General features: G+C 64.9%; 33 protein-coding genes and 1 pseudogene. 23 read left to right on the plus strand and 11 right to left on the minus strand.

The features are described from left to right. The first annotated feature begins 21 nt into the window (after window positions 1-21). The 7 genes from VRZ08_RS19260 (at window position 22) to VRZ08_RS19290 (ending at window position 5,972) form a co-directional block, all read left to right on the plus strand. A complete protein-coding gene (locus VRZ08_RS19260; protein WP_414533548.1) occupies window positions 22-222 on the plus strand; it encodes a hypothetical protein in 201 nt (66 codons plus the stop codon). Window positions 223-226: 4 nt separating this feature from the next. Next, entirely contained in the window at window positions 227-403 is a 177-nt protein-coding gene (locus VRZ08_RS19265) for a hypothetical protein (RefSeq protein ID WP_414533549.1), read from the plus strand. Between the two features lie 85 nt (window positions 404-488). Next, window positions 489-1,166, plus strand: coding sequence for an HK97 family phage prohead protease (locus VRZ08_RS19270; protein ID WP_414533550.1), 678 nt, complete (start codon window positions 489-491; stop codon window positions 1,164-1,166). Between the two features lie 189 nt (window positions 1,167-1,355). Beyond that, window positions 1,356-2,612, plus strand: a complete 1,257-nt coding sequence (locus VRZ08_RS19275; RefSeq protein WP_414533551.1) for a phage major capsid protein — start codon at window positions 1,356-1,358, stop codon at window positions 2,610-2,612. A gap of 406 nt (window positions 2,613-3,018) precedes the next feature. Continuing rightward, window positions 3,019-3,363: a hypothetical protein gene (locus tag VRZ08_RS19280; protein WP_414533552.1), complete on the plus strand. Its 345-nt coding sequence runs from the start codon at window positions 3,019-3,021 to the stop codon at window positions 3,361-3,363. A 97-nt stretch (window positions 3,364-3,460) separates the two neighbouring features. Continuing rightward, window positions 3,461-3,808 (plus strand): DUF2019 domain-containing protein, encoded by a 348-nt coding sequence (locus VRZ08_RS19285; RefSeq protein WP_414533553.1) that lies wholly within the window; start codon window positions 3,461-3,463, stop codon window positions 3,806-3,808. 265 nt (window positions 3,809-4,073) lie between these two features. Continuing rightward, window positions 4,074-5,972: an N-6 DNA methylase gene (locus VRZ08_RS19290; RefSeq protein ID WP_414533554.1), complete on the plus strand. Its 1,899-nt coding sequence runs from the start codon at window positions 4,074-4,076 to the stop codon at window positions 5,970-5,972. Here the strand turns inward: VRZ08_RS19290 and VRZ08_RS19295 are convergent. From VRZ08_RS19295 to VRZ08_RS19305, 3 genes are all read right to left on the minus strand, one after another. Beyond that, window positions 5,942-6,682: a hypothetical protein gene (locus VRZ08_RS19295; protein WP_414533555.1), complete on the minus strand. Its 741-nt coding sequence runs from the start codon at window positions 6,680-6,682 to the stop codon at window positions 5,942-5,944. The two genes, VRZ08_RS19290 and VRZ08_RS19295, sit on opposite strands and share 31 nt — an antisense overlap. Continuing rightward, window positions 6,669-7,055, minus strand: coding sequence for a helix-turn-helix domain-containing protein (locus VRZ08_RS19300; protein ID WP_414533556.1), 387 nt, complete (start codon window positions 7,053-7,055; stop codon window positions 6,669-6,671). The genes VRZ08_RS19295 and VRZ08_RS19300 overlap by 14 nt, the downstream gene beginning before the upstream one ends. A 211-nt stretch (window positions 7,056-7,266) precedes the next feature. Next, complete coding sequence (locus VRZ08_RS19305; protein ID WP_414533557.1) at window positions 7,267-7,536, minus strand: type II toxin-antitoxin system HicB family antitoxin; 270 nt, start codon at window positions 7,534-7,536, stop codon at window positions 7,267-7,269. 173 nt (window positions 7,537-7,709) lie between these two features. On the opposite strand from VRZ08_RS19305, the gene VRZ08_RS19310 reads away from it, so the two are divergent. The 3 genes from VRZ08_RS19310 (at window position 7,710) to VRZ08_RS19320 (ending at window position 10,589) form a co-directional block, all read left to right on the plus strand. Continuing rightward, complete coding sequence (locus VRZ08_RS19310; RefSeq protein WP_414533558.1) at window positions 7,710-8,666, plus strand: hypothetical protein; 957 nt, start codon at window positions 7,710-7,712, stop codon at window positions 8,664-8,666. Further along, window positions 8,608-9,903, plus strand: coding sequence for a DNA-packaging protein (locus VRZ08_RS19315; protein ID WP_414533559.1), 1,296 nt, complete (start codon window positions 8,608-8,610; stop codon window positions 9,901-9,903). The genes VRZ08_RS19310 and VRZ08_RS19315 overlap by 59 nt, the downstream gene beginning before the upstream one ends. Window positions 9,904-10,295: 392 nt before the next feature. After that, complete coding sequence (locus VRZ08_RS19320) at window positions 10,296-10,589, plus strand: hypothetical protein (RefSeq protein WP_414533560.1); 294 nt, start codon at window positions 10,296-10,298, stop codon at window positions 10,587-10,589. An 85-nt stretch (window positions 10,590-10,674) separates the two neighbouring features. Here VRZ08_RS19320 and VRZ08_RS19325 read toward each other — a convergent pair whose 3' ends face one another. The 4 genes and pseudogenes from VRZ08_RS19325 to VRZ08_RS19340 all read right to left on the minus strand — a co-directional run bounded on the left by VRZ08_RS19325 (window position 10,675) and on the right by VRZ08_RS19340 (window position 12,379). Further along, window positions 10,675-10,986, minus strand: coding sequence for a hypothetical protein (locus VRZ08_RS19325; protein ID WP_414533561.1), 312 nt, complete (start codon window positions 10,984-10,986; stop codon window positions 10,675-10,677). Window positions 10,987-11,148: 162 nt separating this feature from the next. Then, window positions 11,149-11,238, minus strand: a pseudogene (locus tag VRZ08_RS19330) (S1 family peptidase); the annotation flags it as partial. Then, window positions 11,239-11,472, minus strand: coding sequence for a hypothetical protein (locus tag VRZ08_RS19335; protein ID WP_414533562.1), 234 nt, complete (start codon window positions 11,470-11,472; stop codon window positions 11,239-11,241). It lies immediately after the preceding pseudogene. Between the two features lie 139 nt (window positions 11,473-11,611). Beyond that, the gene (locus tag VRZ08_RS19340; protein WP_414533563.1) at window positions 11,612-12,379 is read right to left on the minus strand and encodes a S1 family peptidase; all 768 of its coding nucleotides are present in this window, start codon (window positions 12,377-12,379) and stop codon (window positions 11,612-11,614) included. A 68-nt stretch (window positions 12,380-12,447) separates the two neighbouring features. Between VRZ08_RS19340 and VRZ08_RS19345 the strand changes: the two genes are divergently transcribed. The 9 genes from VRZ08_RS19345 to VRZ08_RS19385 all read left to right on the plus strand — a co-directional run bounded on the left by VRZ08_RS19345 (window position 12,448) and on the right by VRZ08_RS19385 (window position 17,695). Then, a complete protein-coding gene (locus VRZ08_RS19345) occupies window positions 12,448-13,017 on the plus strand; it encodes a head-tail connector protein (protein WP_414533564.1) in 570 nt (189 codons plus the stop codon). Beyond that, window positions 13,014-13,334, plus strand: coding sequence for a head-tail adaptor protein (locus VRZ08_RS19350; RefSeq protein ID WP_414533565.1), 321 nt, complete (start codon window positions 13,014-13,016; stop codon window positions 13,332-13,334). The genes VRZ08_RS19345 and VRZ08_RS19350 overlap by 4 nt, the downstream gene beginning before the upstream one ends. Then, on the plus strand, window positions 13,331-13,741 hold the full coding sequence (locus VRZ08_RS19355) for a DUF3168 domain-containing protein (protein ID WP_414533566.1): 411 nt from the start codon (window positions 13,331-13,333) through the stop codon (window positions 13,739-13,741). Before VRZ08_RS19350 ends, VRZ08_RS19355 begins: the two co-directional genes overlap by 4 nt. Before the next feature lie 12 nt (window positions 13,742-13,753). After that, complete coding sequence (locus VRZ08_RS19360; RefSeq protein ID WP_164571920.1) at window positions 13,754-14,161, plus strand: phage major tail protein, TP901-1 family; 408 nt, start codon at window positions 13,754-13,756, stop codon at window positions 14,159-14,161. Between the two features lie 9 nt (window positions 14,162-14,170). Beyond that, window positions 14,171-14,488, plus strand: coding sequence for a gene transfer agent family protein (locus tag VRZ08_RS19365; protein ID WP_264076219.1), 318 nt, complete (start codon window positions 14,171-14,173; stop codon window positions 14,486-14,488). Further along, a complete protein-coding gene (locus VRZ08_RS19370) occupies window positions 14,485-14,688 on the plus strand; it encodes a rcc01693 family protein (RefSeq protein ID WP_414533567.1) in 204 nt (67 codons plus the stop codon). Before VRZ08_RS19365 ends, VRZ08_RS19370 begins: the two co-directional genes overlap by 4 nt. Continuing rightward, a complete protein-coding gene (locus VRZ08_RS19375; protein WP_414533568.1) occupies window positions 14,685-15,278 on the plus strand; it encodes a phage tail tape measure protein in 594 nt (197 codons plus the stop codon). The genes VRZ08_RS19370 and VRZ08_RS19375 overlap by 4 nt, the downstream gene beginning before the upstream one ends. A 154-nt stretch (window positions 15,279-15,432) precedes the next feature. After that, entirely contained in the window at window positions 15,433-16,071 is a 639-nt protein-coding gene (locus tag VRZ08_RS19380) for a TIGR02217 family protein (protein WP_414533569.1), read from the plus strand. Window positions 16,072-16,162: 91 nt separating this feature from the next. Then, window positions 16,163-17,695, plus strand: a complete 1,533-nt coding sequence (locus VRZ08_RS19385) for a hypothetical protein (protein ID WP_414533570.1) — start codon at window positions 16,163-16,165, stop codon at window positions 17,693-17,695. Window positions 17,696-17,981: 286 nt separating this feature from the next. Here the strand turns inward: VRZ08_RS19385 and VRZ08_RS19390 are convergent, their stop codons facing one another. The 3 genes from VRZ08_RS19390 to VRZ08_RS19400 all read right to left on the minus strand — a co-directional run bounded on the left by VRZ08_RS19390 (window position 17,982) and on the right by VRZ08_RS19400 (window position 21,815). Then, window positions 17,982-18,989: a transporter gene (locus VRZ08_RS19390; protein ID WP_263991316.1), complete on the minus strand. Its 1,008-nt coding sequence runs from the start codon at window positions 18,987-18,989 to the stop codon at window positions 17,982-17,984. A gap of 118 nt (window positions 18,990-19,107) precedes the next feature. Then, a complete protein-coding gene (locus tag VRZ08_RS19395) occupies window positions 19,108-20,103 on the minus strand; it encodes an HAD family hydrolase (RefSeq protein ID WP_414533571.1) in 996 nt (331 codons plus the stop codon). A 17-nt stretch (window positions 20,104-20,120) separates the two neighbouring features. Next, window positions 20,121-21,815 carry an arylsulfatase gene (locus tag VRZ08_RS19400; protein ID WP_414533572.1) on the minus strand — a complete coding sequence of 565 codons (1,695 nt, stop codon included), beginning with the start codon at window positions 21,813-21,815 and terminating at the stop codon, window positions 20,121-20,123. 491 nt (window positions 21,816-22,306) lie between these two features. Between VRZ08_RS19400 and VRZ08_RS19405 the strand changes: the two genes are divergently transcribed. The 4 genes from VRZ08_RS19405 (at window position 22,307) to VRZ08_RS19420 (ending at window position 25,520) form a co-directional block, all read left to right on the plus strand. Further along, window positions 22,307-23,497, plus strand: a complete 1,191-nt coding sequence (locus VRZ08_RS19405; protein ID WP_414533599.1) for an anaerobic sulfatase maturase — start codon at window positions 22,307-22,309, stop codon at window positions 23,495-23,497. Window positions 23,498-23,625: 128 nt separating this feature from the next. Further along, window positions 23,626-24,537 (plus strand): DUF2163 domain-containing protein, encoded by a 912-nt coding sequence (locus VRZ08_RS19410; RefSeq protein ID WP_414533573.1) that lies wholly within the window; start codon window positions 23,626-23,628, stop codon window positions 24,535-24,537. A 39-nt stretch (window positions 24,538-24,576) separates the two neighbouring features. Continuing rightward, window positions 24,577-25,029: an NlpC/P60 family protein gene (locus VRZ08_RS19415; protein ID WP_414533574.1), complete on the plus strand. Its 453-nt coding sequence runs from the start codon at window positions 24,577-24,579 to the stop codon at window positions 25,027-25,029. A gap of 65 nt (window positions 25,030-25,094) precedes the next feature. Further along, on the plus strand, window positions 25,095-25,520 hold the full coding sequence (locus VRZ08_RS19420; RefSeq protein WP_107357462.1) for a GFA family protein: 426 nt from the start codon (window positions 25,095-25,097) through the stop codon (window positions 25,518-25,520). A 39-nt stretch (window positions 25,521-25,559) separates the two neighbouring features. On the opposite strand, the gene VRZ08_RS19425 is transcribed toward VRZ08_RS19420, so the two are convergent. Further along, window positions 25,560-26,027 carry a hypothetical protein gene (locus VRZ08_RS19425; protein WP_107355105.1) on the minus strand — a complete coding sequence of 156 codons (468 nt, stop codon included), beginning with the start codon at window positions 26,025-26,027 and terminating at the stop codon, window positions 25,560-25,562. Between the last annotated feature and the right edge of the window lie 45 nt (window positions 26,028-26,072).

Here is a 26,072-nt window from a genome sequence, read left to right on the forward strand (position 1 = left end):
GTGTCTGCGGGCGAGATGCCGATGTCCGATCTGATCAGAACGTTTTCCGAGCGCGGGGATCTCGCTCACGTGGCGCTGTTGCTGTGGGCGATCGGGGCCAGTCTCGGGCTGTGGTTTGTACTTCGCGAGTGGGCGGCGGCGGTGCGGCGGTTTGATGATTTCGTCCACGCGCTCGATCTGTTCAACCGCCGCGCGCGGCGCCGGGCGCAGGATGAGGAGTAGGGCGATGCAGCGGCTGTCCAGCGTGCTCAGCCGGGTCCGCGCCGAGACCAAGTCGGTGCGCGATCCGCAGGCGATCTTCCGCGAGTTCCTGGCGCATCTGTCCGGCGCGCCGCGCAAGCCGGCGCCGCGGCGTGCTGCGCCCAAGCCGCCGCGCAAGCGGTCGGCCAAGCGCGCGAAGTAACCGCCGCGCAGCCGCGGCGACTCCGCCGCGCAGACCACCGCTCACCACCGTCATCCGCACTCACGCGTATCTTGCGAGGCCGCTTATGCTTGCCCCGTCGCCTGCGCTCGCCCCGCTGCTTTCGCCTGCGCCGCTGCCGGCGCGGCTGTCGCTCGCCGAGGACGGCAGCATCGACGGCTATGCCAGCCTGTTCGGCGAGATCGACCAGGCCCGCGACATGGTGATGCCGGGCGCCTTCACGCAAACGCTGAAGCAGCGCGGCCTGCGCAAAATCCCGATGCTGTTCCAGCACGATCCCGCCGAGCCGGTCGGCGTCTGGCTGGAGCTGGCCGAAGATCTGCGCGGCTTACGCGCCCGCGGTCGGCTGATCCCGGACGTGGCGCGCGGCCGCGAACTGCTGGCGCTGCTTCGCGCTGGTGCGATCGACGGGCTGTCGATCGGCTATCGCACCGTGCGCGGCCAGATCGATCCGAGGACGCGGGTGCGGCGGCTGTACCAGGTCGATCTCTGGGAGATCTCGATCGTCACCTTTCCGCTGCTGAACGGCGCGCGCATCGCCACCGTCAAGCACACGCCGCGGCCTTCGCCGCAGCGCGCCGCGGCGGAGGCGGCGTGGCGCCGCGTCCACGACGCGGCAGCGATCAGTTCCGGCGATGCCGCGGAGGCACCGGCATCGCCGATCCGGCGCGGGAGGATCGCGGCGACGCTGTCCACCCGCGCCGGCCGCAAACAGGCGCTGGCGAGTATCAGCCGGCGCAGCTGAGCCGTGCGCGGCCGGATCAGCACGGAGCGCTGATGCGGGCGAGGAAGCGTCGTCGTGAGACCCAGCGCTGCGATGCGCGGCTGCCCTCACCCCAGCCCTCTCCCGCGCGCGGGAGAGGGGGCGCGCCGCGGATCGCGGCGACGATCTTTCTAAAGACCGACGTCCTTCATCATCACCACAAGGGATCTCATGATGACCACGTTCGACCACGCTCCCGAGACCAAGGCCGGCTTTGCCGGCGACGATGCGCAGCAGGTGTTCGATGCCTTGATGCGCGCGTTCGAGGACTACAAGGCCGAGAACGACGCGCGGCTGAAGGCGATCGAGACCGGCAAGGGCGACGTGCTGGCCGAGGAGAAGCTGGCGCGGATCGACGCCGCGCTGGATCATCAGCAGCGCCGGCTCGACGAACTCGCCCTGAAGGCGGCGCGGCCGCAGCTTGCGGCGGAGCGGCCGCATCCGGCCGCCGATCAGCGCGAGCACAAGAGCGCGTTCGAGGCCTATGTGCGCACCGGCGAGGCCGCCAGCCTGCGCCGGCTGGAGACCAAGGCGCTGTCGGCGGGCTCGGCGCCCGACGGCGGCTATCTGGTGCCGACCGAGCTCGAGCAGTCGATCAGTTCGCGGCTCGCCGCGATCTCGCCGATCCGCTCGCTGTCGACCGTGCGCGAGATCTCCGGCGGCGTGTACAAGAAGCCGTTCGTCACCGCGGGGCCTGCGACCGGCTGGGTCGGCGAGGGCGACGCCCGGCCGCAGACCAATGCGCCGTCGCTGGATGCGCTGTCGTTTCCGGCGATGGAGCTGTACGCGATGCCGGCCGCGACCGCGACGCTGCTCGACGACTCTGCAGTGAACATCGACGACTGGCTGGCCGGCGAGATCGACCAGGCGTTCGCCGAGCAGGAGGGCATCGCCTTCGTGTCCGGCGACGGCGTCAGTAAGCCGAAGGGCTTCCTCGCCGTGCCGACCGCGGCCAACAGCGCCTGGAGCTGGGGCAAGCTCGGCACCATCTCGACCGGCGCCGCCGGCGCGTTCGCCGCCACCGCGCCCGGCGACGTGCTGATCGACGTGATCTACGCGCTGCGGCCGGGCTATCGCCAGAACGCCAGCTTCGTGATGAACCGGCGGACGCAGGCGGCGATCCGCAAGTTCAAGGATTCTTCCGGCGCCTATCTGTGGCAGCCGCCGGTCACCGCCGGCGGCCGCGCCAGCCTCGCCGGCTTCCCGCTCGCCGATGCCGAGGACATGCCGGACATCGCGGCGAATTCGCTGTCGATCGCGTTCGGCGACTTCCGCCGCGGCTATCTGATCGTCGACCGCCAGGGCGTGCGCGTGCTGCGCGACCCGTATTCGTCCAAGCCCTACGTGCTGTTCTACACCACCAAGCGCGTCGGCGGCGGCGTCCAGGATTTCGACGCCATCAAGCTGGTGAAGTTCGCCGCGAGCTGAGGCGCCGCGCCAGTTCTCCCTCTCCCGCCTGCGGGAGAGGGCCGGGGTGAGGGCGACCCACGCACTGCGCTGACATCGGACGATGGGGTTAGGGCTGTAGGGTGGGTTAGGCGCGCAGCGCCGTAACCCACCGACCGCCTGGCCGGAGCTGTAGCCCGGATCAGCGAAGCGCCATCCGGGTGCGGCCTCTGTGCATGCCTCGAGGCACGTAGGTACGATGCAAGCTCAGCGCGCTTAGTCGGCGGACCTACCTGGCCGTTAGACGAAAATGCATCGCGGCAGCGAAAAATGGTCGTTCTCACCAGCTTGGCGAGCTGAATCTATGTTAAGATTGCTACGTCAAAGTAGAGCCAGGACGCGTGTAGCTGGCCTTGTGCGAATGCCGAAATCCTGTCGGGAGCTATGGATGAAGAGCCCGCTGCAATGTGTGGTTCACGGGGCCGGGACCGACTGGCAGGCAATCTGCCTCGATCTCGATATCGCCGCTCAGGCGACCTCCCTGGATGACGTCACCCGCATTCTTCGGGAGGCCGTGCGTTCGTACATCTATGATGCAATGGCACAGGACCCAGCCGCCCGAGACGTTCTGTGCTCGCGAAGCGTACCGCTACACGTTCGGGCGGCCTGGGTTTCGAGATCGTTCGTGGCGAAATGGTTCGGACGTTGTCTCAGTTCAGGTGGCCAGGAAACCGCGCTCAGCTTCGCCATCGAGTTGCCGGCCTCGACTGCTTCTTCTACCAGGTCATCGTGAGGTCTGGACACGTGCGACAGCCACACCGCGCAATCAGGTTGGGCGCGCCGCGGTGTTCCGAGGTCTTGCCTCCAAGAGCAAACCGGAACTGCAGGGGATGGCGACCCCCGACCTTGTAGCGCTGTTCGCCAAAGTCACGGTCGACCAGGATGAGGCGTTGCTCGGCAATCGAATTGCCAGATTCAACCGACTGTACGGCGTGATGGCAGAGATTGCGGACGAGTTGAAGGCGCGCCACGGCGATCAGCGCAGCGCGCTTCTCAGCCTCTTTGAATACCCCAACATGCAAGTGCGGCTTCAGGCCGCAAAGCTGACCCTCGCCGTCGCGCCAGTGCAGGCGCGTGAGCAGCTCGAAGCGATCGCATCCTCGAAATGGTTTCCGCAGGCCGGCGACGCCGGCATGTGCCTGTCGTTTCTGGATGATGGGACGTTCAAGCCGAAATGATGGGGCGAGTTGTCGTCGGAATGGGAGGATGTGCTTCCGTCGCCTGGGCCGCCAAGGTTCGGTACGCTGATGTCGAGAGTGTGCACCGAACCCTGGCGAATGGCTCGCGATCGCGGTAGGAAGCTTTCGCCGCTACATCCAGAACTTCGAGACCGTCAAGCTTGAAGGAGGAGGAAAGCTCGAAGGCTCCGCTCTCTGTGAAGAGGTGCATTATTTGTTGACACGACGTGTAAAGTTACTCATCATCGACATGATGGAGTGACTTATGCAGCAACTTTCCCTTCTAAATGACAACATCGAACATCGATTTCGGGACCTCTATTACCATTTATATTCGAACAGCAGCTCTTCGCGCAGCGAACGAATTCTATCCGACCTATCCAAATTGATCCTCCTTTCAATTGCGAATGTAAAAGGGAGGTTGTGCCGCGAAACGTTGGAATTTCGATCCGGATCGAGCACCGCAAACGAGATTCTGCTGCCCGGCCTTCAAAAATGTTTCCCCAGTTCCGTTTCTCTTGAGGATCGCTTCGCTCTTGACGATCAAGCACTGCGTCACGCCCTAGCAATCCTCGAAGAGATTGACCTCGTGGGGACGCCTTCTCACACGTTTGGTGATGCGTTTCAGGCTCTCATGGGGCCGCGGTTGCGCGGAGACAAGGGGCAGTTCTTTACACCTCGCTCAGTTGTTCGCGCCCTTGTCGATATCCTTGCGCCTCCTGCCGGTGCTTCTGTCATCGATCCTGCTTGCGGTACGGGAGGGTTCATTGCGGCTGTTTTGGATAAATGGAAAGAGCAGAAGACTAAGGGGCGAATCGTTGGCATCGACAAAGACAAAGACCTTAGCTTGTTAGCTTCTGCGCTGTCCTCGATCCACGACAGTGCCGGTCAGATCCATGTGGCAAATGCTAACTCGCTAATCTTGTCAGAGTTAGAGAAGCAGGGAGTACATCTTGGATCGTTCGATTTTGTCCTTACCAACCCACCATTTGGGTCCAAGATCGGAATCTCGGACCGGACGACACTAAAGCAATACGAGCTTGGTCGTGCTTGGGACAAGACGAGCTCTGGTTGGCGTGAAACAGGTCTTGTACGCGCGTCCCAAGACCCCCAAGTCTTATTCATCGAGTTATGCATCAGATTGCTGAAGCCCGGTGGGCGCATGGCTATTGTACTTCCCGAAGGAGTATTTGGTAATAAGGGAGCTGGGTATATCTGGGACTTTATCCGGCGTAACGGGCGTATTTTGGGGCTTATTGATTGTCCGCGCACCACGTTTCAGCCTGGTACAGATACAAAGACTAACATTTTGATATTTCAGCGTTGCGAAACTCGGAAGAGTGATCACCGATGCTGGGTTGCTGTTGCCTATGCTTGTGGTCATGACAAACGAGGAAAGAGCACGAGGGCAGATGGGCGCCCGGTTCCAGACGATTTTGCGCGAATTGCGAACGATTGGGCCGCAGGCGAAGCTAAGCGTGAGATTTGGAGCGAGGTAGTTGTCTCTGATCCGTACTATCTTGTGCCTAGGTACTACGATGCTAAGTCGTCTGATGATGTGCTGGGCGATGCCAAAAAGCTAGGTGCCCCGGTGGTCTCGCTCGGGGATTTGATTAAGTCGGGAGTCTTGTCAATTAGGAAGGGAAATGAAGTTGGTTCGGAGGCGTATGGCACAGGTGATGTGCCGTTCGTCCGTACGTCAGACATACATAATTTTGAAATTTCTCATGATCCGACAAATTGTGTATCTGAGGAGGTCTTCCGTCAGTATGAATCTCAGCAGCAATTAAAAGCCGGAGACATACTGATGGTGGTTGATGGACGTTACAAGATTGGTCGTTGTGCCATCATTCACGAATGGTCAATTCGTTGTGTTGTCCAGAGTCATTTGAAAATCTTCTCGCTTTCGCCCAAGGCAAAATTTGAACCGCTTGCGCTGCTTTTTGCTCTTTCCTTACCGTCAGTGCAGAAAGAGATTCGGCGCCTCGTATTTATCCAATCTACTTTGGGAGGGCTCGGTGTTAGGATTAACGAAATTCGGATTCCCGATCCTAGATTTAGCAAAAAATGGGGCGCTAATCTCTCCAAGTTTCGTGAAGCCGTGCTTGAGCGGGCTCGATACTCCAAATATCTTCAAGAATTCGGGCGAGAGGTTGAGCTCTGACTGCCAGGTGCGTCGACGTTTGCGTCGACGCCCGCGTCTACCCGCGCAACGATGCTTCTGATCCAACCATAGAACTGCTCCAGAGATTTGCCGCCTTGGGCGATGTTGCATTCGCGGTGCGCGAATCCCACATTTTCGACGTTATGGAGTCTAGGGTTGGAGTGTGCCGTTTCAATTAGAGCTCGCCCGCGCTGTGCTTCTTCAAAGCACCTAAAGTCTAACTTGTCTCGACAGACGATGCAGCGGTTGCTGCCCAATTCCATTTCTCCAAAGCGGCCGGTCAAGTACTCTGCCAGCTCGGGGGGGGCAATTGGGGCGTTGGTCATTTGATACGCCGCCCAAGTTAGTTTCCCTGCGACTTCCATGCAGTCGTCGTAAGTCGCGGCCTTCTCCCGAAGTTTGGCCTGGACGCCCTGCTTCATCGCGGGAAGGTCGATATCGAACTCTTCCTTCAGAATTGCATCTGGAAGCAGCATGCCCCAGCGATCAATCCGATTGGGACCTGCGTCTACGCTTTTCCAAGATGCCCCAGTAGTCTTTGTCGAATCTCGCTGGATCTTCGCTCTCACTCGAGGAGCGACGGTGTCCAAATGCTTCAAGTAAGGGTATTCGTCGCATTTTCCCTTGTGTCCGGCTAAGCAATAGCAGCGACGATTAATAAACTTTTCGAATCGGGAGCGGCCGACAATCGGCTTATTACAAAGTTTCATTCCAATCCTGTGGCATGAGCGTGGATGGCTCACAACGCAGCGCGCGGGCGATCGTGAAGACGATGTCTAAGGTGGGATTTCGGTCACCCTGTTCGATGCCACTAATATACGTGCGATGTAGGCCCGAGAGTTCGGCGAATTGCTCTTGGGTGACCCCCAATTCAACTCTTCGCCGTCTCACTTCCAATCCAAATTGGCGGATGAGTTTAAGATTTTTCACCCAGGCAAGATGTCGTTGTGCAGCCGATGAGTCGACAGACGATGAGTAACATTTCGGCGTTTTGCTGGTCTTTAGGTAGGGAAGGTATCGAATAGGCGTGACCGTAGTGCCTAAATCTTGGCAGAAAAACCAATGGGCCGCGACGTTCACCATTTCCTCATTGCAGAGTCAAAGCCGTGCCCACCATCCTCAACCCCGCTGGCGTCTCAGTGGTTTAGGAGGCTCCGCAAAGGGTGAGCTCTGCGCATGAATGATGGCAGCGCTAGCGATTTCGGGCAGGAAGCATGCATCTCCAAACGTCGGTGGCCTTCGAGACGTCTTTGTGCAGCGCCAGATCTGTTCGGACAACGACTTAACCTGAAAACTACTTTTCGGGCTCGTCGCCCCGCTCTTTGCAAAACGTCATGTAGTCCTCAACCGAGTCGGCGAGCGCCTGCTTCGCTTCGGCGACAGACTTGCCCTGAAAGGTGATGACGTCCCGCGTGTCGGCGACCTCGCCGTGAAAGATTCCGGCCTCGGGGTCGTATTCGACCGTGGCGGTATAGCCCTTGTAGGTCATAGCGGTCATGGCTGGCGCCGAGTTCGTGCGCGCCGCTGCGGTCGCCTCGGTGGCGGTGCGGCTGGCAGCAAGCATGGCGGCGCTTTCAGGCTGCCGCAACTGGTACGCTCACTACTCCGCTGGCCGGCGCCGCAAGGCGTGGATGCCCGGCACCAGGCCGGGCATGACGGCAGAGCCGTTGATTGCCGAAATGCATGGCGGCCTGCTCGGCGGTGCGGGCCGAGGTCCGCCTGGAAGGGAGCTCTCTCATGACCGACAATCCTCCGCCGCCCCGCTATTTGCCGCGCGGGCTGACGCCCGAGGCGGTCGCGGAGCTGAAGCGGCTGTACGAAAAGACCGACCAGCCGCTGACGGAGGTGGCGGCGCAGTTCGAGATCTGCCGGCACACGCTGCGCAAGGTGGCGGAGGCCGAGGGCTGGACGCCGCGGCTGGAGCGCCCCCGGGTCGGGCCGCGGCCGCCGCTGCCGGTCCGCCAGGCGCGCGGGTTTTCGCAGCAGGCGCTCGACGATCTGCGCCGGCGCTATGTCGAGACCGAAGAGCCGGTGCAGCGCATCGCCGAGGACTACCACATTCATCGCAACACGCTGGAGCGGCTGGCGATGCAGGAGGGGTGGCCGCGCCGCAAGGATCGGCCGCCGCGCGACATGCCGGTGCTGCTGCAGATCAATCGCGAAGCGACAGCGGCGCTGCAGCAGGCCCGCGCGATTGCCGCCGGCGCGCCGCTGCCGGGGTTGCCGCCGCCCGCGGTGGACACGAAGGCCGCGGTCGACACGGAGGCCGCGGCGCCTGCGCCCGAGAGCGAGGCCGAGATGGCGCCTGTGCCCGAGGCAGCGGCCGCAACGCCGGCGGACCAGGCGTCGCCCGAAGCGGCGCTGTCGCTGGCGCGGCGGCTGGAGCGCGCGGTCGAGACCCAGCTCCGCAAGGTCGAAAACCTGCGCGAGGACACCACGCTCGGCGGCCACCGCGCGGTCGAGGCCGAGCGGATCGCCCGCACGCTGGCGGCGCTGACGCAGACGCTGTTCAAGGTCCGCCAGCTTCGCGATCCCGAACGCGCGCTCAGCGCCGCCGATGACGAGATGCCCGCCGATGCCGATGGATTCCGTCTGGAGCTTGCGCGCCGCATTGAGACGTTTGTCCGCGGCGGGGATGACCGAGCGCTTCCTGCGCTCGACGAGTCTGCGCAACCTGGCCCGGCTGCAGGATGATTTCGCCGTCTTCGCGCATCCGCATCAGGAGTTTGCGGACGCCGGCAACGACGGCGCGCCGTGGACCACCTGGCTGATGCTCGGCGGCCGCGGCGCCGGCAAGACCCGCGCCGGCGCCGAATGGGTGCGGGCGATGGTGGCCGGCACGCCGCCTTATGCGACGCGGCCGCATGGCCGGATCGCGCTGGTCGGCGAAAGCTGGCACGACGCCCGCGAGGTGATGGTGGAAGGCGAATCCGGCCTGCTGCGGATCTCGCCGCGCCGCGAGCGCCCGGAATGGATCGCCACCCGCAAGCGGCTGGAATGGCCGAACGGCGCGGTCGGCGAGGTGTTCTCCGCCGACGATCCGGATAGTTTGCGCGGTCCGCAATTCGAGGCGGCGTGGTGCGACGAGCTGGCGAAGTGGCGCTACGCTGAAGCCAGCTTCGACATGCTGCAATTCGGGCTGCGGCTCGGCTCTCGGCCGCGGCAACTGATCACCACGACGCCGCGGCCGCTGCCGCTGATCAAGCGGCTGCTCGGCGATCCGCATACCCGCGTGACGCGGGCACCGACCCGCGCCAACGCCGCGCATCTGTCGCCGGCGTTTCTCGAAACCGTGGTGGCGCGCTACGCCGGCACAAGGCAGGGCCGGCAGGAGCTCGACGGCGAACTGATCGAGGACCGCCCCGATGCGCTGTGGTCGCGCGACCGGATCGAGCGCGCCCGCGTCGGCGCGGCGCCGCCAATGGTGCGGATCGTGGTGGCGATCGATCCGCCGGGCTCGTCGCGGCCGGGGGCGGACGCCTGCGGCATTGTCGCGGCGGGGCGCAGCGCGGCCGGCGATTACTACGTGCTGGAGGACGTCTCCAGCGACCGGCTGTCGCCGGCCGCCTGGGCGGCGCGCGCGATCGGGCTGTATCACCGGCTCGAGGCCGATGCGATCATCGCCGAGGTCAACATGGGCGGCGAGATGGTGCGCGCGGTGCTGCACGAGACCGACGCCGCGATTCCGGTGCGCGAGGTGCGCGCCAGCCGCGGCAAGTTCGTCCGCGCCGAGCCGGTGGCGGCGCTGTACGAACAGGGCCGGGTGCGGCACGTCGGCTGCTTTCCGCTGCTCGAAGACGAGATGTGCGATTTCGCTCCCACCGGGCTATCCTCCGGCCACTCGCCGGACCGGCTCGACGCGCTGGTGTGGGCGATCACCGCGCTGATCGGCGGCGCCCATGCCGGGGGACCAAGGATGCGGGTGTTGTGAGGGCGAGTCTGTAGGATGGGTTGAGCGCAGCGAAACCCATCGCGGCTGGGCTTGGTGGATGATGGGTTTCGCTGACGCTCAACCCATCCTACGGCGTGGGGCTACGGCGTGGCGCAGGTGTATGGTGCGACGGCATGGCGGCGGAACCATCGCGGGGCACGCTGGGTTGCCGCACTATCAACGCGGGAAGGTGAGGAATGAGTGTGTAGGATGGGTTGAGCGCAGCGAAACCCATCACTGCTGTGCTTCGTGGATGATGGGTTTCGCTGACGCTCAACCCATCCTACGGCGTGGGGCTACGGCGTGGCGCAGGTGTAAGGTGCGACGGCATGGCGGCGGAACCATCGCGGGGCACGCCGGGTTGCTGGACGATCAACGCGGGAAGGTGACGCATGAGCCGTTCGATCACGAGGACGCCGCGCACGGCGGCGATCACGATGACGCTGGGGCTGGCGGCGCTCGGCGCCGGCCTGGTCGCCGGCAGCGGCGCCGCGCTGGCTCGCGGCGGCGCCGCCAACATCATGGACTCGCCGGGCTATCAGCGCGCGCTGCAGGAATCCCGCAAGCGGCTGCAGCAGCAGCCGGGGCCGACCATGGCGCAGCCGTTCGCCGCGCCGCCGGTGGCGTATCCGCATCCCGAGCGTCGGCCGGGGCCGAAGCGGCGGCATCGCGCGCCGCGGCACTGAGCTGCCGAGCGTCGCGCGCTTTAGTTCTGCTGCGTGGATGATGGGTTTCGCTGCGCTCGCCCCATCCCACGAGAGCGGCGCGCGCTCAGCAGTAGCCGTACCAGCCGCAGGCGTAGGGCAGGCGGCCGAAGATCAGATCCGGATTGGTGCCGTAATAGCTGCGGTACAGATACGACCGCGGCTTGCCGTAGTACCCGTGCACGATCGGCGGCACGTCGACCTCCGGCGCATACACCGGCGAACCGCTCTCCATCTCCAGCGATGGCCGCACGCCGCGCGGCTTCGGTTGCGGCTCGGCGAAGATCTTGCCGATCTTGCTGTGCATCGGCAGATCGGCCGCCCGCGCCGGCCCGGCCAGCGGCAACGCGATCAGCAATAACAGCACGACACGCAACATGGCGGCACTCCGGAGTGAGATGCCGCGAGGGTGGGGGATTATGGTTAATAAAGATTAACCAACGGCGTTTTCCCCGTCATTGCGAGCGCAGCGAAGCAATCCAGGCGCCGTGCACCAGGCCTCTGGATCGCGTCGTCGGCTTCGCCGCCTCGCGATGACGAGCTATCGGCTGAGCGCCGAGCCCCAGCTCTGCGCAGTGCGGGCGATCCAGTCGCGGTACAGCGTCAGCGGGGTGACGCCGGTGAGGCCGCCTCAGTAGTCGACCTGGAGCGGCGCCGCGCTGTGCGAGCGGATCCGGCCGGCGATCGAATTGAAGGTGAACGTGATCTGCTGACCGAACGAAATGGTTTTGGCGTCCGGACTGCCGAACTCCGGCTCCCAGGTGACGTCGGCCGGCGGCGCTGCCGCGAGCATCTGGATGATGCAGCCGGAGCAATTGGCCGGGACGTCGAAATAACCGTTGGGAGCAATGTTGACGATGGGCATTGCGGCTCTCCTGGATGAAACGAAGGAAAACGAGTATTCAGGAGTTTAACAACTCTAGGTTGTATTTCAAGCGCGCTTCACCTCGTGTCTGCACGAGGTGGCGTTCGTTGAAGTCGGTCGGCCGGGTCGCGTTCAGCCGCTATCGCGCCAGCGCCGAGCCCCAGCTTTGCGCGGTGCGGGCGATCCAGTCGCGGTACAGCGTCAGCGGGGTGACGCCGGTGAGGCCGCCGCAGCCTGCGCTGTTGCCGGGGCCGGTCGACCACGACACCACGCCGACCACCACCAGCCGGTCGTTCTGCGCCTGCAGCGCCGGACCGCCGGAATCGCCGGTGCAGGCGCCTAAGCCCGCGCTGCCGCCAGTGGCGGCGGGATCGATGAGGCGGATCTGCAGGCGGCCGGGGCGGCCGCTCGCGGTCAGCGTCGCGCTGCGCGCGGTGCCGCCGCTTTTGCCGTCGCCGCGCCGGGTGACGCCGATGCCGGCGACGGTGAAGTCCTGGCCGGCGGCGAGCGGATCCTCCGGCGCCGCGATCGGCAGCGGCGCCTTGCCGGGCAGCGGCGCGGCGAGCTTGAGCAGCGCGACGTCGGCGCTGGCGCGGTGGCCGAGGATCGCGCCCATGTCGAATTCCGGATGCGCCGCGACGCGGGCGACATCGCGCAGGCTCGGCTGCCGCTGCGCGTCGTAATGCACCACCTTGTAGTCCGCGCCGGGGCCGACGCAGTGCGCGGCGCTCAGCACCAGATCGGGCGCGATCAGCGTCCCCGAACAGAAATTGCCGCGCGAGCCGACGATGGTGACCAGGGCGCGGCCGAGCGCGCCGGTCGCCTCCGGGGCGCCGCCGACCATTGCGGCGGCCGGTGAGGCCAGCGCGGCGCCGAGCAGACAGCCGAATGTGAGCGAGCGGATCATGGCGGCGCGTTTCGCCCGCCGCCGCGGCGCTGTCAATCGCCGATCATCACCACCTATGAGGAATCGCCATGCCGATGCTGCTGCTGGCCGGGCCGGCCGCCGAGCCGTGGACCGTCGCTGATCTGAAGAGCTTCCTGCGCGTCGAGCACGACGCCGACGACGCGGTGATCGCCTCGCTGCTGACCGCGGCGCGGGCCCAGATCGAGGTCTGGACCGGCAAGATGCTGCTGGCGCAGCGCTGGCGGCTGGTGCTGGATGCCTGGCCGCGCGACGGCCGCATCGTGCTGCGCGGCGGCCCGCTACGGGCACTGATCGCGGTGCGGAGCTATGACGAGCGCGGCTATGCTCATGGCCTCGATCTCGACAGCTTCGTGCCCGACCTCGCCGGCGGCGTGATCGCGTCGCCGCCCTGGGCGCTGCCGGAGCCGGGGCGCGCCATCGCCGGCATCGAGCTCGACCTCGAACTCGGCTACGGCACCGCGCCGGACGACGTGCCGGCGCCGCTGCGCCATGCGGTCCGCACCCTGGTGGCGCAGTGGTACGACAATCGCGGCGAAGCTTCGTCCGGAGCCGGCTCCGCGGTGCTGCCCGGCGGCGTTGCCGCGATGATCGCGGGCTATCGCGCGGTGGCGCTGTGATCGATGCCGGCCGCCTCAACCGCCGGCTGACGCTGCTGGCGCCGGTCGAGACCGACGACGGGCAGGGCGGCGTGGCGCGGAGTTACGCGGCGCAGGCGGTGGTGTGGGCCAGCGTGGTGCCGCTCGCCGCGCGCGAGGGTGTCGCGGCGGATACGGATCTCGCCGCGCTGCGCGCAAAAATCACGCTGCGTGCCGGGGTGACGCTGTCGCGCGCGCACCGGCTCGCCGACGGCGACACCGTGTACCGCATCATCGCCTGGCGAAGCCGCGCGCGCGGCGCGCTGCTCGAGATCGACGCCGAGACGGAGCAGACATGACCCCTGCCAGCGTTGCGCTGCGCGCGGCGATCCATCACGCGCTCACCAGCGACACCGCGCTGCTCGCCGCGCTCGGCGGGCCGCGGATCTACGACGAGCCGCCGCGCGAGCCGGCGTTTCCGTTCGTCACCCTCGGCGAGGCGCGGATCAGCGATGTCTCCGCCGACGACGCGCCGACGCAGGAGCATCAACTGACGCTGCACGCCTGGTCGCGCCAGGGCGGCCACAAGGAGGCGCATGTCATCACCGGCGCGCTGCTGCAGGCGCTGGACGATGCGCCGCTCGCCCCGTCCGGCCATCGCCTGGTCAATCTGCGGTTCGCGCTCGCCGACATCCGCCGCGAGCCCGACGGCCGCACCTATCACGCCTTGGTGCGATTTCGCGCCGTCACCGAACCAATCAGTTAGCAGGAGCCGCGCATGGGCGCTCAAAAGGGCAAGGATCTGCTGCTCAAGATCCACGACGGCAGCAACTACGTCACCGTCGCCGGCTTGCGCAGCCGCAAGATCGCGTTCAACGCCGAACTGGTCGACATCACCCACGCCGAATCCGCCGACCGCTGGCGCGAGCTGCTGGCCGGCGCCGGCGTCCGCCGTGCCTCGATCTCCGGCCGCGGCCTGTTCAAGGATTCAAGCTCCGACGCGTTGGTGCGCAGTGCGTTCTTCAGCGGGCTGATCAGCGACTGCCAGGTGGTGGTGCCGGATTTCGGCAGTATCACCGGGCCGTTCCAGATCGCCAGCCTCGAATTCGCCGGCGAGCACAACGGCGAAGTCACCTTCGACCTGACGCTGGAGAGCGCCGGCGCGCTCGGCTTCGTCGCATTGTGAGAGGACAGCATGGCCAACAAACATCGCGGTGAAATCGAAGCCGAACTCGGCGGCCAGACCCGCACGCTGGTGCTGACGCTCGGCGCGCTCGCCGAACTCGAAGCCGCGTTCGCCGCCACTGATCTCGTCGCCCTGGCGCAGCGCTTCGGCAGCGGACATCTGTCGGCGCGCGATCTGGTCCGGATCATCGCCGCGGGCCTGCGCGGCGCCGGCGAGGCGGTGCGCGACGATGAAGTCGCGGCGATGACGGTGAGCGGCGGTGCCGCCGGCTACGCCGGCATCGCGGCCGAGCTATTGGCCGCAACGTTCGGCGAGGCGGCGGCGTGACACCGTTTCCGTGGGCGGAGGCGATGCAGTTCGGCCTCGGCGTGCTGCGGCTGCCGCCCGATCAGTTCTGGCGGATGACGCCGCGCGAACTCGCCGCCGCGATCACCGGCCTGCGCGGCGGCGCGACACCGCCGCTCGGCCGCGCCGCGCTCGACGAGCTGATGCGGCGCTATCCGGATCGATCAGGAGCGACGCGATGACCGGCAGCGGCACTGGCGAGACTTGCGATTGTGCTTGCGTCGACGACACCACGCAGAAAGTCGACCAGCTCACCACCAAGACCCAGGCGCTGAGCAGCGAAGCCAAGGGCTTTGCGCGGGCGATGACCTCGGCGTTCTCGCAGGCGGTCACCGGCGGCAAGCAGTTCGAGGACGTGCTGAAGTCGCTGGCGCTGAAGGTCTCGGACCTGGCGGTCAAGGCGGCGCTGAAACCGCTGACCACCAGCCTCGCGACCGGCTTCGACAGCCTGTTCTCGGGGCTGTTCGGCAGCTCGCTCCTCAAGAACGCCAACGGCGCGATCAAGCCGTTCGCATCGGGCGGCGTGATCGGCACGCCGACCTACTTCCCGATGCTCGGCGGCGGCGTTGGCCTCGCCGGTGAGGCCGGTCCCGAGGCGATCCTGCCGCTGTCGCGCGGCGCCGACGGCCAGCTCGGCGTCGCGTCGAGCGGCGGCCCCACCACGGTCAACATCCAGATCGCCACGCCCGACGCCGACAGCTTCCGGCGCTCCGAGACCTATCTGACCGGCCAGATCGCCCGCGCCGTCGCGCGCGGCCAGCGGGGCTTGTAGTTCGCAGCCTCGCATCGACGTCATTGCGAGCGTAGCGAAGCAATCCAGGTACTTGATGTCCTAAGCCTGGATTGCTTCGTCGCGGAGCCTGTGCCCGGACGGCGCGTCGCGCCGATCCGGGTGCTCCTCGCAATGACGATGAAGGACTCATCGCATGACCTCCTTCCACGAAATCCTGTTTCCGCTCGATGTCGCGCTGAAGAGCGCCGGCGGGCCGGAGCGGCGCACCGAGATCGTCGGCTTCGGCTCGGGCCGCGAACAGCGCAACGCGCGCTGGGCGGACTCGCGGCGGCGCTACGACGCCGGTTACGGCGTCAAGACCTTCGAGGCGCTGCAGCAGGTGGTGGCGTTCTTCGAAGAGCGCCGCGGGCCGCTCACCGGCTTCCGCTGGCGCGACCGGCTGGATTGCAGCTCCGCCGCGCCCGGCGCTGGTGTGTCGCCGCTCGACCAGGGCATCGGCATCGGCGACGGCACGCGCGCCAACTATCAACTCGTGAAGACCTACGGCGCCGGCTTCGCGCCCTATGTGCGCACGATCAATAAGCCGGTTGCCGGCAGCGTCCGCGTTGCAGTCGGTGGCGTCGAAGCCGCGGCCGCCAGCTTCGCCTGCGATCCGGCCACCGGCATCGTCAGCTTTGCACCGGGCCATTTGCCGCCGTCCGGCGCAGCGGTGACCGCCGGCTTTCAGTTCGACGTCCCGGTGCGGTTCGACACCGACTACCTCGAAGTCGATCTCTCGGCGTTTGCCGCCGGCGCGATCCCGAAGATCCCGTTGGTCGAGATCAGGGTGTGAGTTCGAACGTGGACTGAGCCGAAGCTGCGAGTCTGTATTACCCTTGGATGCAATCAGATAGTTAGATCATTAATCCTGTGCTGAAACCGGCATGATCGTTGGGCGACACGCGCATCTGATCAGAACAGTTTACACCTCTGAATTTACCCGGTGGCAATCAGGCAGTGCCGATCCTCAGCGCCTTCATGCGACCCGCGCGGTCGGCATTAATGGCGGCGTTGAGAATTTCATGCAGCGACTCATACTTTTGGTTTTCGGCCTTCTTCTGCCAATGGCCGCAGATGCGAACGAAGCTGCTCCGGCGATACCTCATCGGTGTGAGAACTGCAGCTCGACACCGGTCGAGGTTGCGACGCAGTCCCGCGAAATGTCGGACATGTGCCGTTCCGCGGGTGGGACGCCACGATCGGGGCCTGACATTCAGCAGGGCCGTTTTCCGGACGGTCCCGTTTTCTGGGCGATCGACGAAGCCACGCTCGCTTGCGATGGAGCAGCAGCACTGTTTTCCACCAATCACGGAGCAGTGGTCCACATCTTCGTCGAAACCGACGATGGGCACGCAATCCAAGCTTTCGAACACGCGGCCGTTGGAGTGACGTTGGAGCGTAGCAGCGACGCCAACAGGGTTTGGTTGAACGTTGGCGGTGCGCTCTGTGGTCAGAACACGGATGGTCTGTCGACAGCGGACATGCGCGCGTGTCAGCGTCCCCTCAAATGGGACGCTGGGACCCGCAAGCTCGATTTTGCACCGCTGTCGGAAATCCGGGATTTGCCGCAGGCCGAGGATCAGGAGGCGCAGGCGGGCGAATTGCCCGCCAACAGGATCTACGATTCCGGTTCGGAGCTCGTGAGTAAGCGGGATTACGTTCTCAACGCATACTGGAAGGACAAGATCGACCTCATTCCCTTGAAGCCACGCGGTGCCATGCAAGGGACGATCTTCAATTGGCCGTTTGCGTCACCGGATGGACGATCGTTGATGGTATCGCTGCTGCAGGCACCAGCGGTCTGCACCCCCAAATGTCCGGCGCGCTTCATCAATGCACAACACCGGGTCGTGTTGGAAATCATGGTGTGTGCCGACAGAACAAAACACGGGTTCTCGCCTGATAACAGGACGTTCATCGCCTGCGGAGAACGGTTCTCCATCCCGCAGGTCGACGAGCGGACGGCACTCCTTGACAATGCCCCGCCGGGTTCGAACCCCGAGGCTTATCTCGAGGTCCAGCGTCGCCTTCGTGCGCAGCCAAAAAACAGGCCGGAGCCGATCCGAGTTGATTCAGCGCTTCACAACGATTCCCAGATGCTCATTCGCGAGTGGAAAGACGGTTCGGTCGAGATCGCCTATGACGTCCCGAAGCAAACACTGCCCGTGGTGCAGGGGACGTTGTTGTTCCGTGGCACGCGTAGCGGTTCAAATTATCAGGGAACGGCGTTCACGTTTCGAGACGGTTGTGCGCCCGCGCCCTACGAAGTGCGCGGATATCGAGACGCGAAGCGGGAGCTGGTCGTTTTGACCGGTGCGGCCCCTCGGCGCGGCAGAGGCTGTGACATCATCGGGGATTCGGTTCGCTCCAATCATGCGCGACTCGTGTTCGACACCCGAGAGCTGGGCGACAAATAAGGACGAGCCCGCCGCTGCGCCGCGGGCTCTGTGCGAACCGTAGCTAACTGACCAGCCGGCCTGGACGACCAGCGTGAGGTTATGAACGCCCGGTCGGCACCGTGTCAGATCGGGCCGAGACCCGGTCGTGCATTGCCAGAGTCGCGCGCAGGTCCCCCCATGCTCACCATTCCGTCGGCCTTGCAGGCGAAGCTCGCTACCGGCGCGATTCCGAATCTCTCGCTGGTCGAGATCAGGGTGTGAGGGGTTTCTCCCGGAGGCCGCGGTTCGAGCCTCAGCCGTTGCTTCAAGGCTTTCGCGGCATCGGCCCCGCGGCTGCCGGCTGCGGCGGTGCGGGCGATACGACGAACGACAGCCAGGCGTTCCAGCCTTCCGGCCGGTTCTGCGCGGCGAACTCCTTGTAGCCCTTCAGGTTCAGATAACCCTGCATGTCGCCGACCGGAAACAGGATGCCGAGCTGCGGTCCGACGCCGGCGACACGCGACCGAAACCCGCCAAGCAACGCCGGCGCGCCGGAATCGTCGCTGATCTGCTGGAAGTAATAGCCGACCAGCCCAAGCTGGAATTGTTTGGTGAGGAAGTGCGACGCGCCCCAGTCGACGTGAAAGTCGACGCCGTTCTGGTAGTTCGCCGATGTGTTCTTGAAGTTGTAGGTCGCACCCGCGACCGCCGAGAATTCGTTGCCGGCGAGTGGATTGAAATAGGTGTAGCCGACACCGAAGTCGATTGCGCCGTGGCCGATGCCGAGATTGGCGAGGCGGTGCCGGTCGTAGTCGCCGACCGGAATGTCGCCGGTGCCATACACCATGAAATTATTGACGCCCACGTTCCATTTCAGTGCGATCTGCGGAATCACGTCGCCGTATGAGGTGAGATCCTGCGTCCGGCCTAGCGCGATGGTGCGGCCGGAGACATCGCTCAGCGACGCTTCAGCCGCCGCCTGGTTGCGGCCCGCAACGCCGAGCAGGGTCGCGGACAATTGGCCACCGAGAACCGGCGTCGCGAACACGTAGCTCGGGCCGTACAGGCCGAGGTCGCCCTTGCCGGAGACCCCGACATCGACCCGTCCGCCCCGGGGAAACTGCATGCCGGCGCCTGCGCTGACGTCTGTGTGATAGTAGATTGAGATCCAGGACCAGCCTGGCGTGCCCGGTGCCGCTGCAAGGCTGCCGAAGAAGCCAGGGACCCAGAAGCTGATGCCCCCTTCGTCGGCCGATGCCGCTTGCGGGCCTTGGAGGGCCAGCAGCGCTACGGCTGCCAATCCGCCGATGATACGGTGCGAATATTGCGACATGCCACGTTCCGGTGTGTTCTGGTCGGCTCTGACCGTTGTCACGTCTGCGCCAAAACCGGCGCAGGATAATTGTGCGGAGACCACCCCGGATCGCCGGCCCGGGCGATCGGCGCGGGCGTCATTCCGTAAAGATCCGGCTCCAGTCGTTCTTCATGTCGACGACCGTCCAGCCACCCGCGGCCGCCGCATCGAGCGCCTTGTCGAGCTTGCCGATTTTGGACTGGCGGTCGTAGGCATATTCCCGTTCGGCATCGGTGTGATGGACGAGCCCGGCAAACCGCGGGCCGGCGCCGGCGACGGTCCATTGCAGCATTTCGAAGTCGCCGTCCGAATTGCCGAATGCGAAGATCGGCCGGCGCCCGATGAACCGGTTGATGCCCACCGGCTTGCCGGGGCCGTCGTCGACGAATTCGACCTTGGTGAGCTTGATCAAGCGCGGCTTGCCGGTGGCATCAGTCTCGAATTTGACGACGCCGGACGAGCCGACCACCTGCTCGGGCGGTATGCCGTAGGCTTTCTCCACCCACGGCCGCATGAATTCGACACCGCCGCCCGATACGATGAAGGTCTTGAAGCCGTTCGCACGCAGATATGCCAGCAGTTCCAGCATCGGCTGGTAGGTCAGTTGGTTGTAGGGCCGCCCGAAGCGCGGGTGCCGTGCGGTTGCCATCCAATCCCGCACCGCATCGGTGAACTCGTCCGTCGTCATCCTCGCATGAGTTGCCGCGACGACCTCGAGCAGGCCACTTTCGCCCGATGACGCGAATGCCGCCTTGTCGTTTTGAAGCAGCGCCTTGAACGGCTCGTGATCTTTCCATTCCGGATGCTGCGGAGCCATCGCCTTGATCCGATCGAACGCAAAGGCGAGTTGGAAGTAATAGGGCTGCTCGGCCCACAGCGTGCCATCATTGTCGAAGGTGGCGATCCGCTCGGCTGTTGGCACGAAATCCGCACCTTGCTCCGTCGTCACGCGCGCGACGAAGGCGAGGATCGCCTGTTTCGCGGTCCCGTTCGTCCATGACGGCAACGGATCGGAGGCGCCGGTCGCGAAGCCGACGACGGGCGAGCCGAACACGGCGGCCGAGAGAGCGAGCAGGCTGCGTCGGGTGATCATGGCCGTTCTCCGGGGCCTCAATTCTCGTTCGGTCTCGCCGTCGTGATCTTCTCCATCACGTCGCTGATGGTGAAGCTCGCGGCCTTGGCCCGCGGCGGAAACTCTTTGAAGCTCTCAGCCCAATGCGCCACCAGGGCCTGCGCCGGGATGATCAGGAACATGCGGTGATCCATCCAGTCGCCGTAGTTCAGGCTGGCGGTGGCTCTTTCGAATGGATCGGCCCGCAAATTGTAGATGTTGGGGGCGCGAAGCTTGGTGAACTGGCCCTGCCAGACGCCGGCGGGCGTTTGCGGCGAGACCTCGGTGTTCTGCTCCAGGAAAGCGAATTTCCAATTCCGGATTCGGATCGCCATCAGTTCGCCGTCGTCGCTCCAATACAGGAAGCCTTCGCGCGGTGACTGTTTCACTTCATTCTTGAAGAACGGCAGCAGGTTGATCCCGTCGAGATGCACCTTGAACGGCTTACCGTTCAGGGTCGTGCCTTGCTTGAGACGATCCACGATGCCGGTGTCGCCGGTCGCGGCCGCAAAGGTCGGGATGAAGTCCTCATGCGCGCAAATATCGTTGACGATCGTGCCGGGATTGATCACGCCCGGCCAGCGGATCAGGCAGGGCACCCGGAAGGCGCCTTCCCAATTGGTCGCTTTCTCGCCCCGGAACGGCGTCGTGCCGCCGTCGGGCCATGTGAACACTTCGGCGCCGTTGTCGGTGGTATAGACCACGATGGTATTGTCGACGGCTCCGAGGTCGTCCAGCAGTTGCAACAGCTCGCCGACATGGCCATCGGTCTCGACCATCCCGTCCGGATATAGTCCGAGCCCGCTCTTGCCTTGCGATTCCTTTTTCAGATGCGTGAAGACGTGCATCCGCGTGGTGTTGAAGTAACAGAACCACGGCGTTTGAGTCTTGTGCTGCCGGCTGATGAAGTCTTTGGCCGCGGCGAGAAACTCCGCGTCGACGGTCTCCATGCGCTTGGTGTCCATCGGGCCGGTGTTCTCGATCACCTGCTTGCCGACGCGGCCGTAGGTCGGATCAATCGTCGGGTCGTCGCGGTCGCTCGCTTTGCACTTCAAGACCCCGCGCGGCCCGAACTTGGCGCGGAAACGCGGATCCTTCGGATAGTCCGGGTTCTCCGGCTCCTCCTCGGCGTTGAGATGATAGAGATTGCCGAAGAACTCGTCGAAGCCGTGGACGGTGGGTAGGTGCTCGTTGCGGTCGCCGAGATGGTTCTTGCCGAACTGCCCGGTGGCATAGCCGTACGACTTCATCACGTCCGCGACGCTCGGATCGAGCGGGCCGAGCCCGAGTTCGGCCCCGGGCAGCCCGACCTTGGTCAGCCCGGTGCGAATGGGGGATTGCCCGGTGATGAACGCGGCGCGTCCCGCCGTGCAACTCTGCTGCCCATACCAGTCGGTGAAGGTGGCGCCTTCTCGGCCGATCCGGTCGATGTTGGGCGTGCGATAGCCCATGATCCCCATGTTGTAGGCGCTGACGTTGAACCAGCCGATGTCGTCGCCCATGATGAACAGGATGTTCGGTTTGGATCCGGCGGTTCCGCCTGCGACGGGAGAGGCCGGAGCTTTCTTGGCGGCTTGTGCGAATGCACCGGTCGTTAGTGCCGCCGCCGCGACCAGGGTTGATGTCCCCAGCAGGAGATTCCGACGATCAATGGCGCCATTGGGCACGCGCTGGTGCTTGTCTTCGCTGTTCATCTGACACTCCCGATTGTGATCCGGTGTGCATTCGGCTGCGGCGATCCGCCCGTGAAGAGGCGGTGCGCGGAACGAGCGTTGCGGAGTGAAGTCCGATGATCTGGCTGGGCAGAGGATGGAATCGCGTTTGCGGTGGAGCGCGATCGTCGTTGAGGCGCGGTGCGATCACTGGTCGGCACGAGCCGGTCTCCAGCGAGTCATGAGGAGCGTTCATGCACCATGATTGTGTGGTCGTGCTAACCATCTGTCGTGCAATCAATCTGGAATGGAGTTGCACTGCGTTGCAGGATCGCACTACGAAATATGATAAGGATGCAGCTAATCGGCGTGCAAATCGTTGAGGCTCGTCAATTGCGATACTGTGTCGGGTTTCGTGTAATAATGGTATGCCACTGAGGGATCAGTACCAGGTCACCAATTCCGAGTGAGTGCTGCTCGTGCCCGACAAACGGCAGTTATCGCAGGTTGGCGTTCAACGCCGCTTCCACGTCATGGCCAAGCCTGCGGGCTCGTCCTGCAATCTCGACTGCAGATATTGTTTCTATCTAAGTAAGCAGACGCTCCGAGGAGGGCCTGGTACCGGGCGGATGGCGGACCGGACTCTGGAGCTGTTCGTTCGGCAGTATATCGAGGCGAATACCGGGCCGGAGGTGGTGTTCTCGTGGCAGGGCGGTGAGCCGACGCTGCTCGGCCTGGAGTTCTTCCAGAAGGTCGTCGAGCTGCAAAGACGATACGCGAAGCCCGGTCAGCGTATCGAAAATGACCTTCAGACGAACGGAATTTTGCTCGATGCCGGATGGGCCGAATTTTTGAAGGAGCACCGGTTCCTGGTCGGACTTAGTATCGATGGTCCGCGCGAACTGCATGATCGCTACCGGGTGAACAAGGGAGGCGCGCCGACATTCGACAAGGTCATGGCTGCGGCGACGGTGTTGCGGAAGGCAGGGGTGCCGTTCAATACGCTCACCTGCGTACATCGCTTCAATGCCGAGCGCCCGCTGGATGTCTATCGCTTTCTCCGGCGGGAGCTGGATTCGACCTACATCCAGTTCATTCCGATCGTGCAGGCGAGGGGTTTCGAGACCGATGCGCCGGATGATTACGACACCGGGCGTATGCCGATCATTGGAAGCGCGCGGTCGAAGCCCGATCATCCGGAATCGATCGTCACCGACTGGTCGGTCGATCCCGACCGGTACGGCTATTTCCTGTCACGCGTATTCGATGAGTGGCGACGGCGAGATCTCGGCAGGGTGCTGGTCAATCATTTTGAAACGCTGGTCGCTCAGCATCTCGGGCTGCCCGCGCAGATCTGCATCTATCATCAATTCTGCGGCAAGGGCGTGGCGCTGGAGCACGATGGCGGCGTTTATGCGTGTGACCACTATGTGTATCCCCAATATCTGCTCGGCAATCTCAGCGAGACGCCATTGGCTGAGATGGTCTTCTCTGAGCGTCAGATGGCATTCGGCTACGCCAAGTCGGAGATGCTGCCGGACGACTGTCGAGCCTGCGAGTATTTGCGGGATTGCTGGGGAGAGTGTCCTGGAAATCGTCTTCTGCGGACGCCGTCAGGCGAGCCGGGGCTTAACTATCTGTGCAGTGGACTGAAGAAATTCTTCAAGCACGCACGGCCAGCCATCGACGAAATTGCGGCCGCGATCCGGAAGCAGAACGGCTAGCCGGGACCGCAGGGCCGATGCGCCGATGATGCTGAGTAATCTCGCGTCGACCTCGACCTGTCGCTGCCAGCTTACGATTCATCCGTGATTCAAGCGACGCGCTATTCCCGCTCCAGGACAGGTCCCCCATGCTCACCATTCCGTCGGCCTTGCAGGCCAAGCTCGATGCCGGTGTGACCACGCTGGCGCAGTGTTGGATCGTGCGGCGGCGCGACGGCGCTGTGCTCGGCTTCACCGATCACGACCGCGACCTCACGATCGACGGCGTGAGCTGCTGCGCCGGCACCGGCTTCTCGGCGTCCGAGGCGTCGCAGCGGTTCGATCTGTCGGTCGATGGCGCGGAGATTTCCGGGGCACTCGATGACGCGCTGCTGCGCGAGGCGGATTTGGCCGCCGGGCGCTTTGACGCTGCGGCGATCGAGAGCTGGCTGGTGGATTGGAGCGCGCCCGAGCTGCGGGTGCTGATGGCGCGCGGCACGCTCGGCGAGGTACGGCGCGAGGGCTCGGCCTTCACGGCGGAACTGCGCGGGCTGGCCGATCTGTTGTCGCAGGAGACCGGCCGGCTCTACACCGCGGCGTGCAGCGCCGATCTCGGCGATGCGCGCTGCCGCGTCGATCTGAATAGTCCGGCCCGGCGCGGCGAGGGGGCGGTCGTCGCGGCGCCCGGCACCTCGACCCTCACGGTTTCGGGTCTCGACGGCTTTGCGCCCGGCCTGTTCAGCGCAGGGCGGCTGAGCTGGCGCAGCGGCGCCAATGCCGGCGCGGCGGTCGAGATCAAGCAGCATCGCGTCGTCGGCGGTGAGGTGCGGCTATCGCTGTGGCAGGCGATGGCCGAGCGGATCGCCCCCGGCGACAGCTTCGTCGTCACCGCCGGCTGCGACAAGCTGTTTGCGACCTGCCGCGACCGCTTCGGCAACAGCGACAATTTCCGAGGCTTCCCGCAGATCCCCGGCAACGATTTCGTCGTCAGCTATCCGGTGCCCGGCGCGCCCGGCAACACCGGCGCGCCGATCGGCCCGGTGCTGCGCGGCGACGTCTGACCGCCGGCATAGTCCCTCATTCGTTCGAGCGAGAGCACCATGGATCAGCCACTGGGTCGCGACGCGCTGGTCGCCGAGGCACGCAGCTGGATCGGCACGCGCTATCGGCATCAGGCGTCGGTGAAGGGCGTCGGCTGCGATTGCCTCGGCCTGGTGCGCGGGGTGTGGCGCGCCTGTCTCGGCGAGGAGCCGGAAACGCCGCCGCCTTACGCACCGGATTGGGCCGAAGCCGGCGGCGACGAGACGCTGGCGGCGGCCGCGCTGCGCCATCTCGTGCCGGTGCCGTGCGATGCGTTCGATCGCGGCGACGTGCTGCTGTTCCGCTGGCGCGACGGCTGCGTCGCCAAGCACGCGGCGATCGCCAGTTCGGCGACGACGATGATCCATGCGCATGACGGCGCGGCGGTGTGCGAGGTGGCGATCACGCCGTGGTGGCGGCGCCGGCTCGCCTATGCGTTCACGTTTCCCGGCGTTGCAGATCCGCTGCGTTGACGTTGGCGAAGGCGTCTGGTCAGGTCCGGCCGAGTTTCGAACGGACCAACCTGGAGGCCTGCGGGATGGATCACGACAGCAACGTGCGGACCGGCGGATGCCACTGCGGGGCGGTGCGCTTCGAGGTGACGCTGAGCGATGGCTTCGACTCGATCCGGCGCTGCACCTGTTCGTATTGCCGGATGCGCGGCGCGGTCGTCGCCATGGCGGAGATGGGCGGGATCAAGATCCTGCAGGGCGAGGACGTGCTGACGACCTATCGTTTCCACACCGGCACGGCGCAACACTTCTTCTGTTCACGCTGCGGCATCTACACCCATCATCAGCGGCGATCCAATACGAACCTGTACGCCGTCAATGTCGCCTGCCTCGACGGCGTCAGTCCGTTCGACTTCACCGAAGTGCCGGTGATGGACGGCGTCAATCACACCAACGACACCGGCCAGCCGACCCGCCGCGCCGGCACGCTGCGCTTCATCGCGTCAGAGTGACGACGCGCGCTTAGCTCGGCTGGTCTGGACGGCTGAGGCTCAGGCCGACGCCTTGGCGCGGGCGGCCTTGGTCTCGACGATCATCCGCTTGATGGCGTCGACCGTCTCCGGCGGCAAATGCTTGGCGGCGCCGAGGGCGACGTACAGCGCGTTGAGCGTGTTGCGGCGGGCCTCCGGCGGGATCACCATCTTGGCGCGCGGGCCTTCGGCGAGGCCGTACAGCGCCTGGGCGGCGAGATCGAGATCGTAGCCCCACACCCAGCACCACAGCCGCACCGCGGTCGACCATCCGCGCTCATAGGCGCGCAGCGAGGTGCCGGCTTCGAACAGCGCCTTGACCGCGGCATCGCGGGTCTCCTCGGGCGCGCCGGCCTCGACGCCGGAGTAGCGCTCGGCGACGTCGAGCACTTCGATCCGCTTGGCCTGCAACGCCACCACCGGCTTGCCGATGAAATACACCGCGCCATAGGCGACGATCGCCACCACTACGCTCGCTAGAAAATCCATCGCCTGATCCTGCCGGCCGCCTCGCCCAAGCCGGGTACGATGCAA

It is taken from the genome of Rhodopseudomonas sp. G2_2311, from assembly GCF_047501505.1.
GTDB lineage: Bacteria > Pseudomonadota > Alphaproteobacteria > Rhizobiales > Xanthobacteraceae > Rhodopseudomonas > Rhodopseudomonas palustris_H.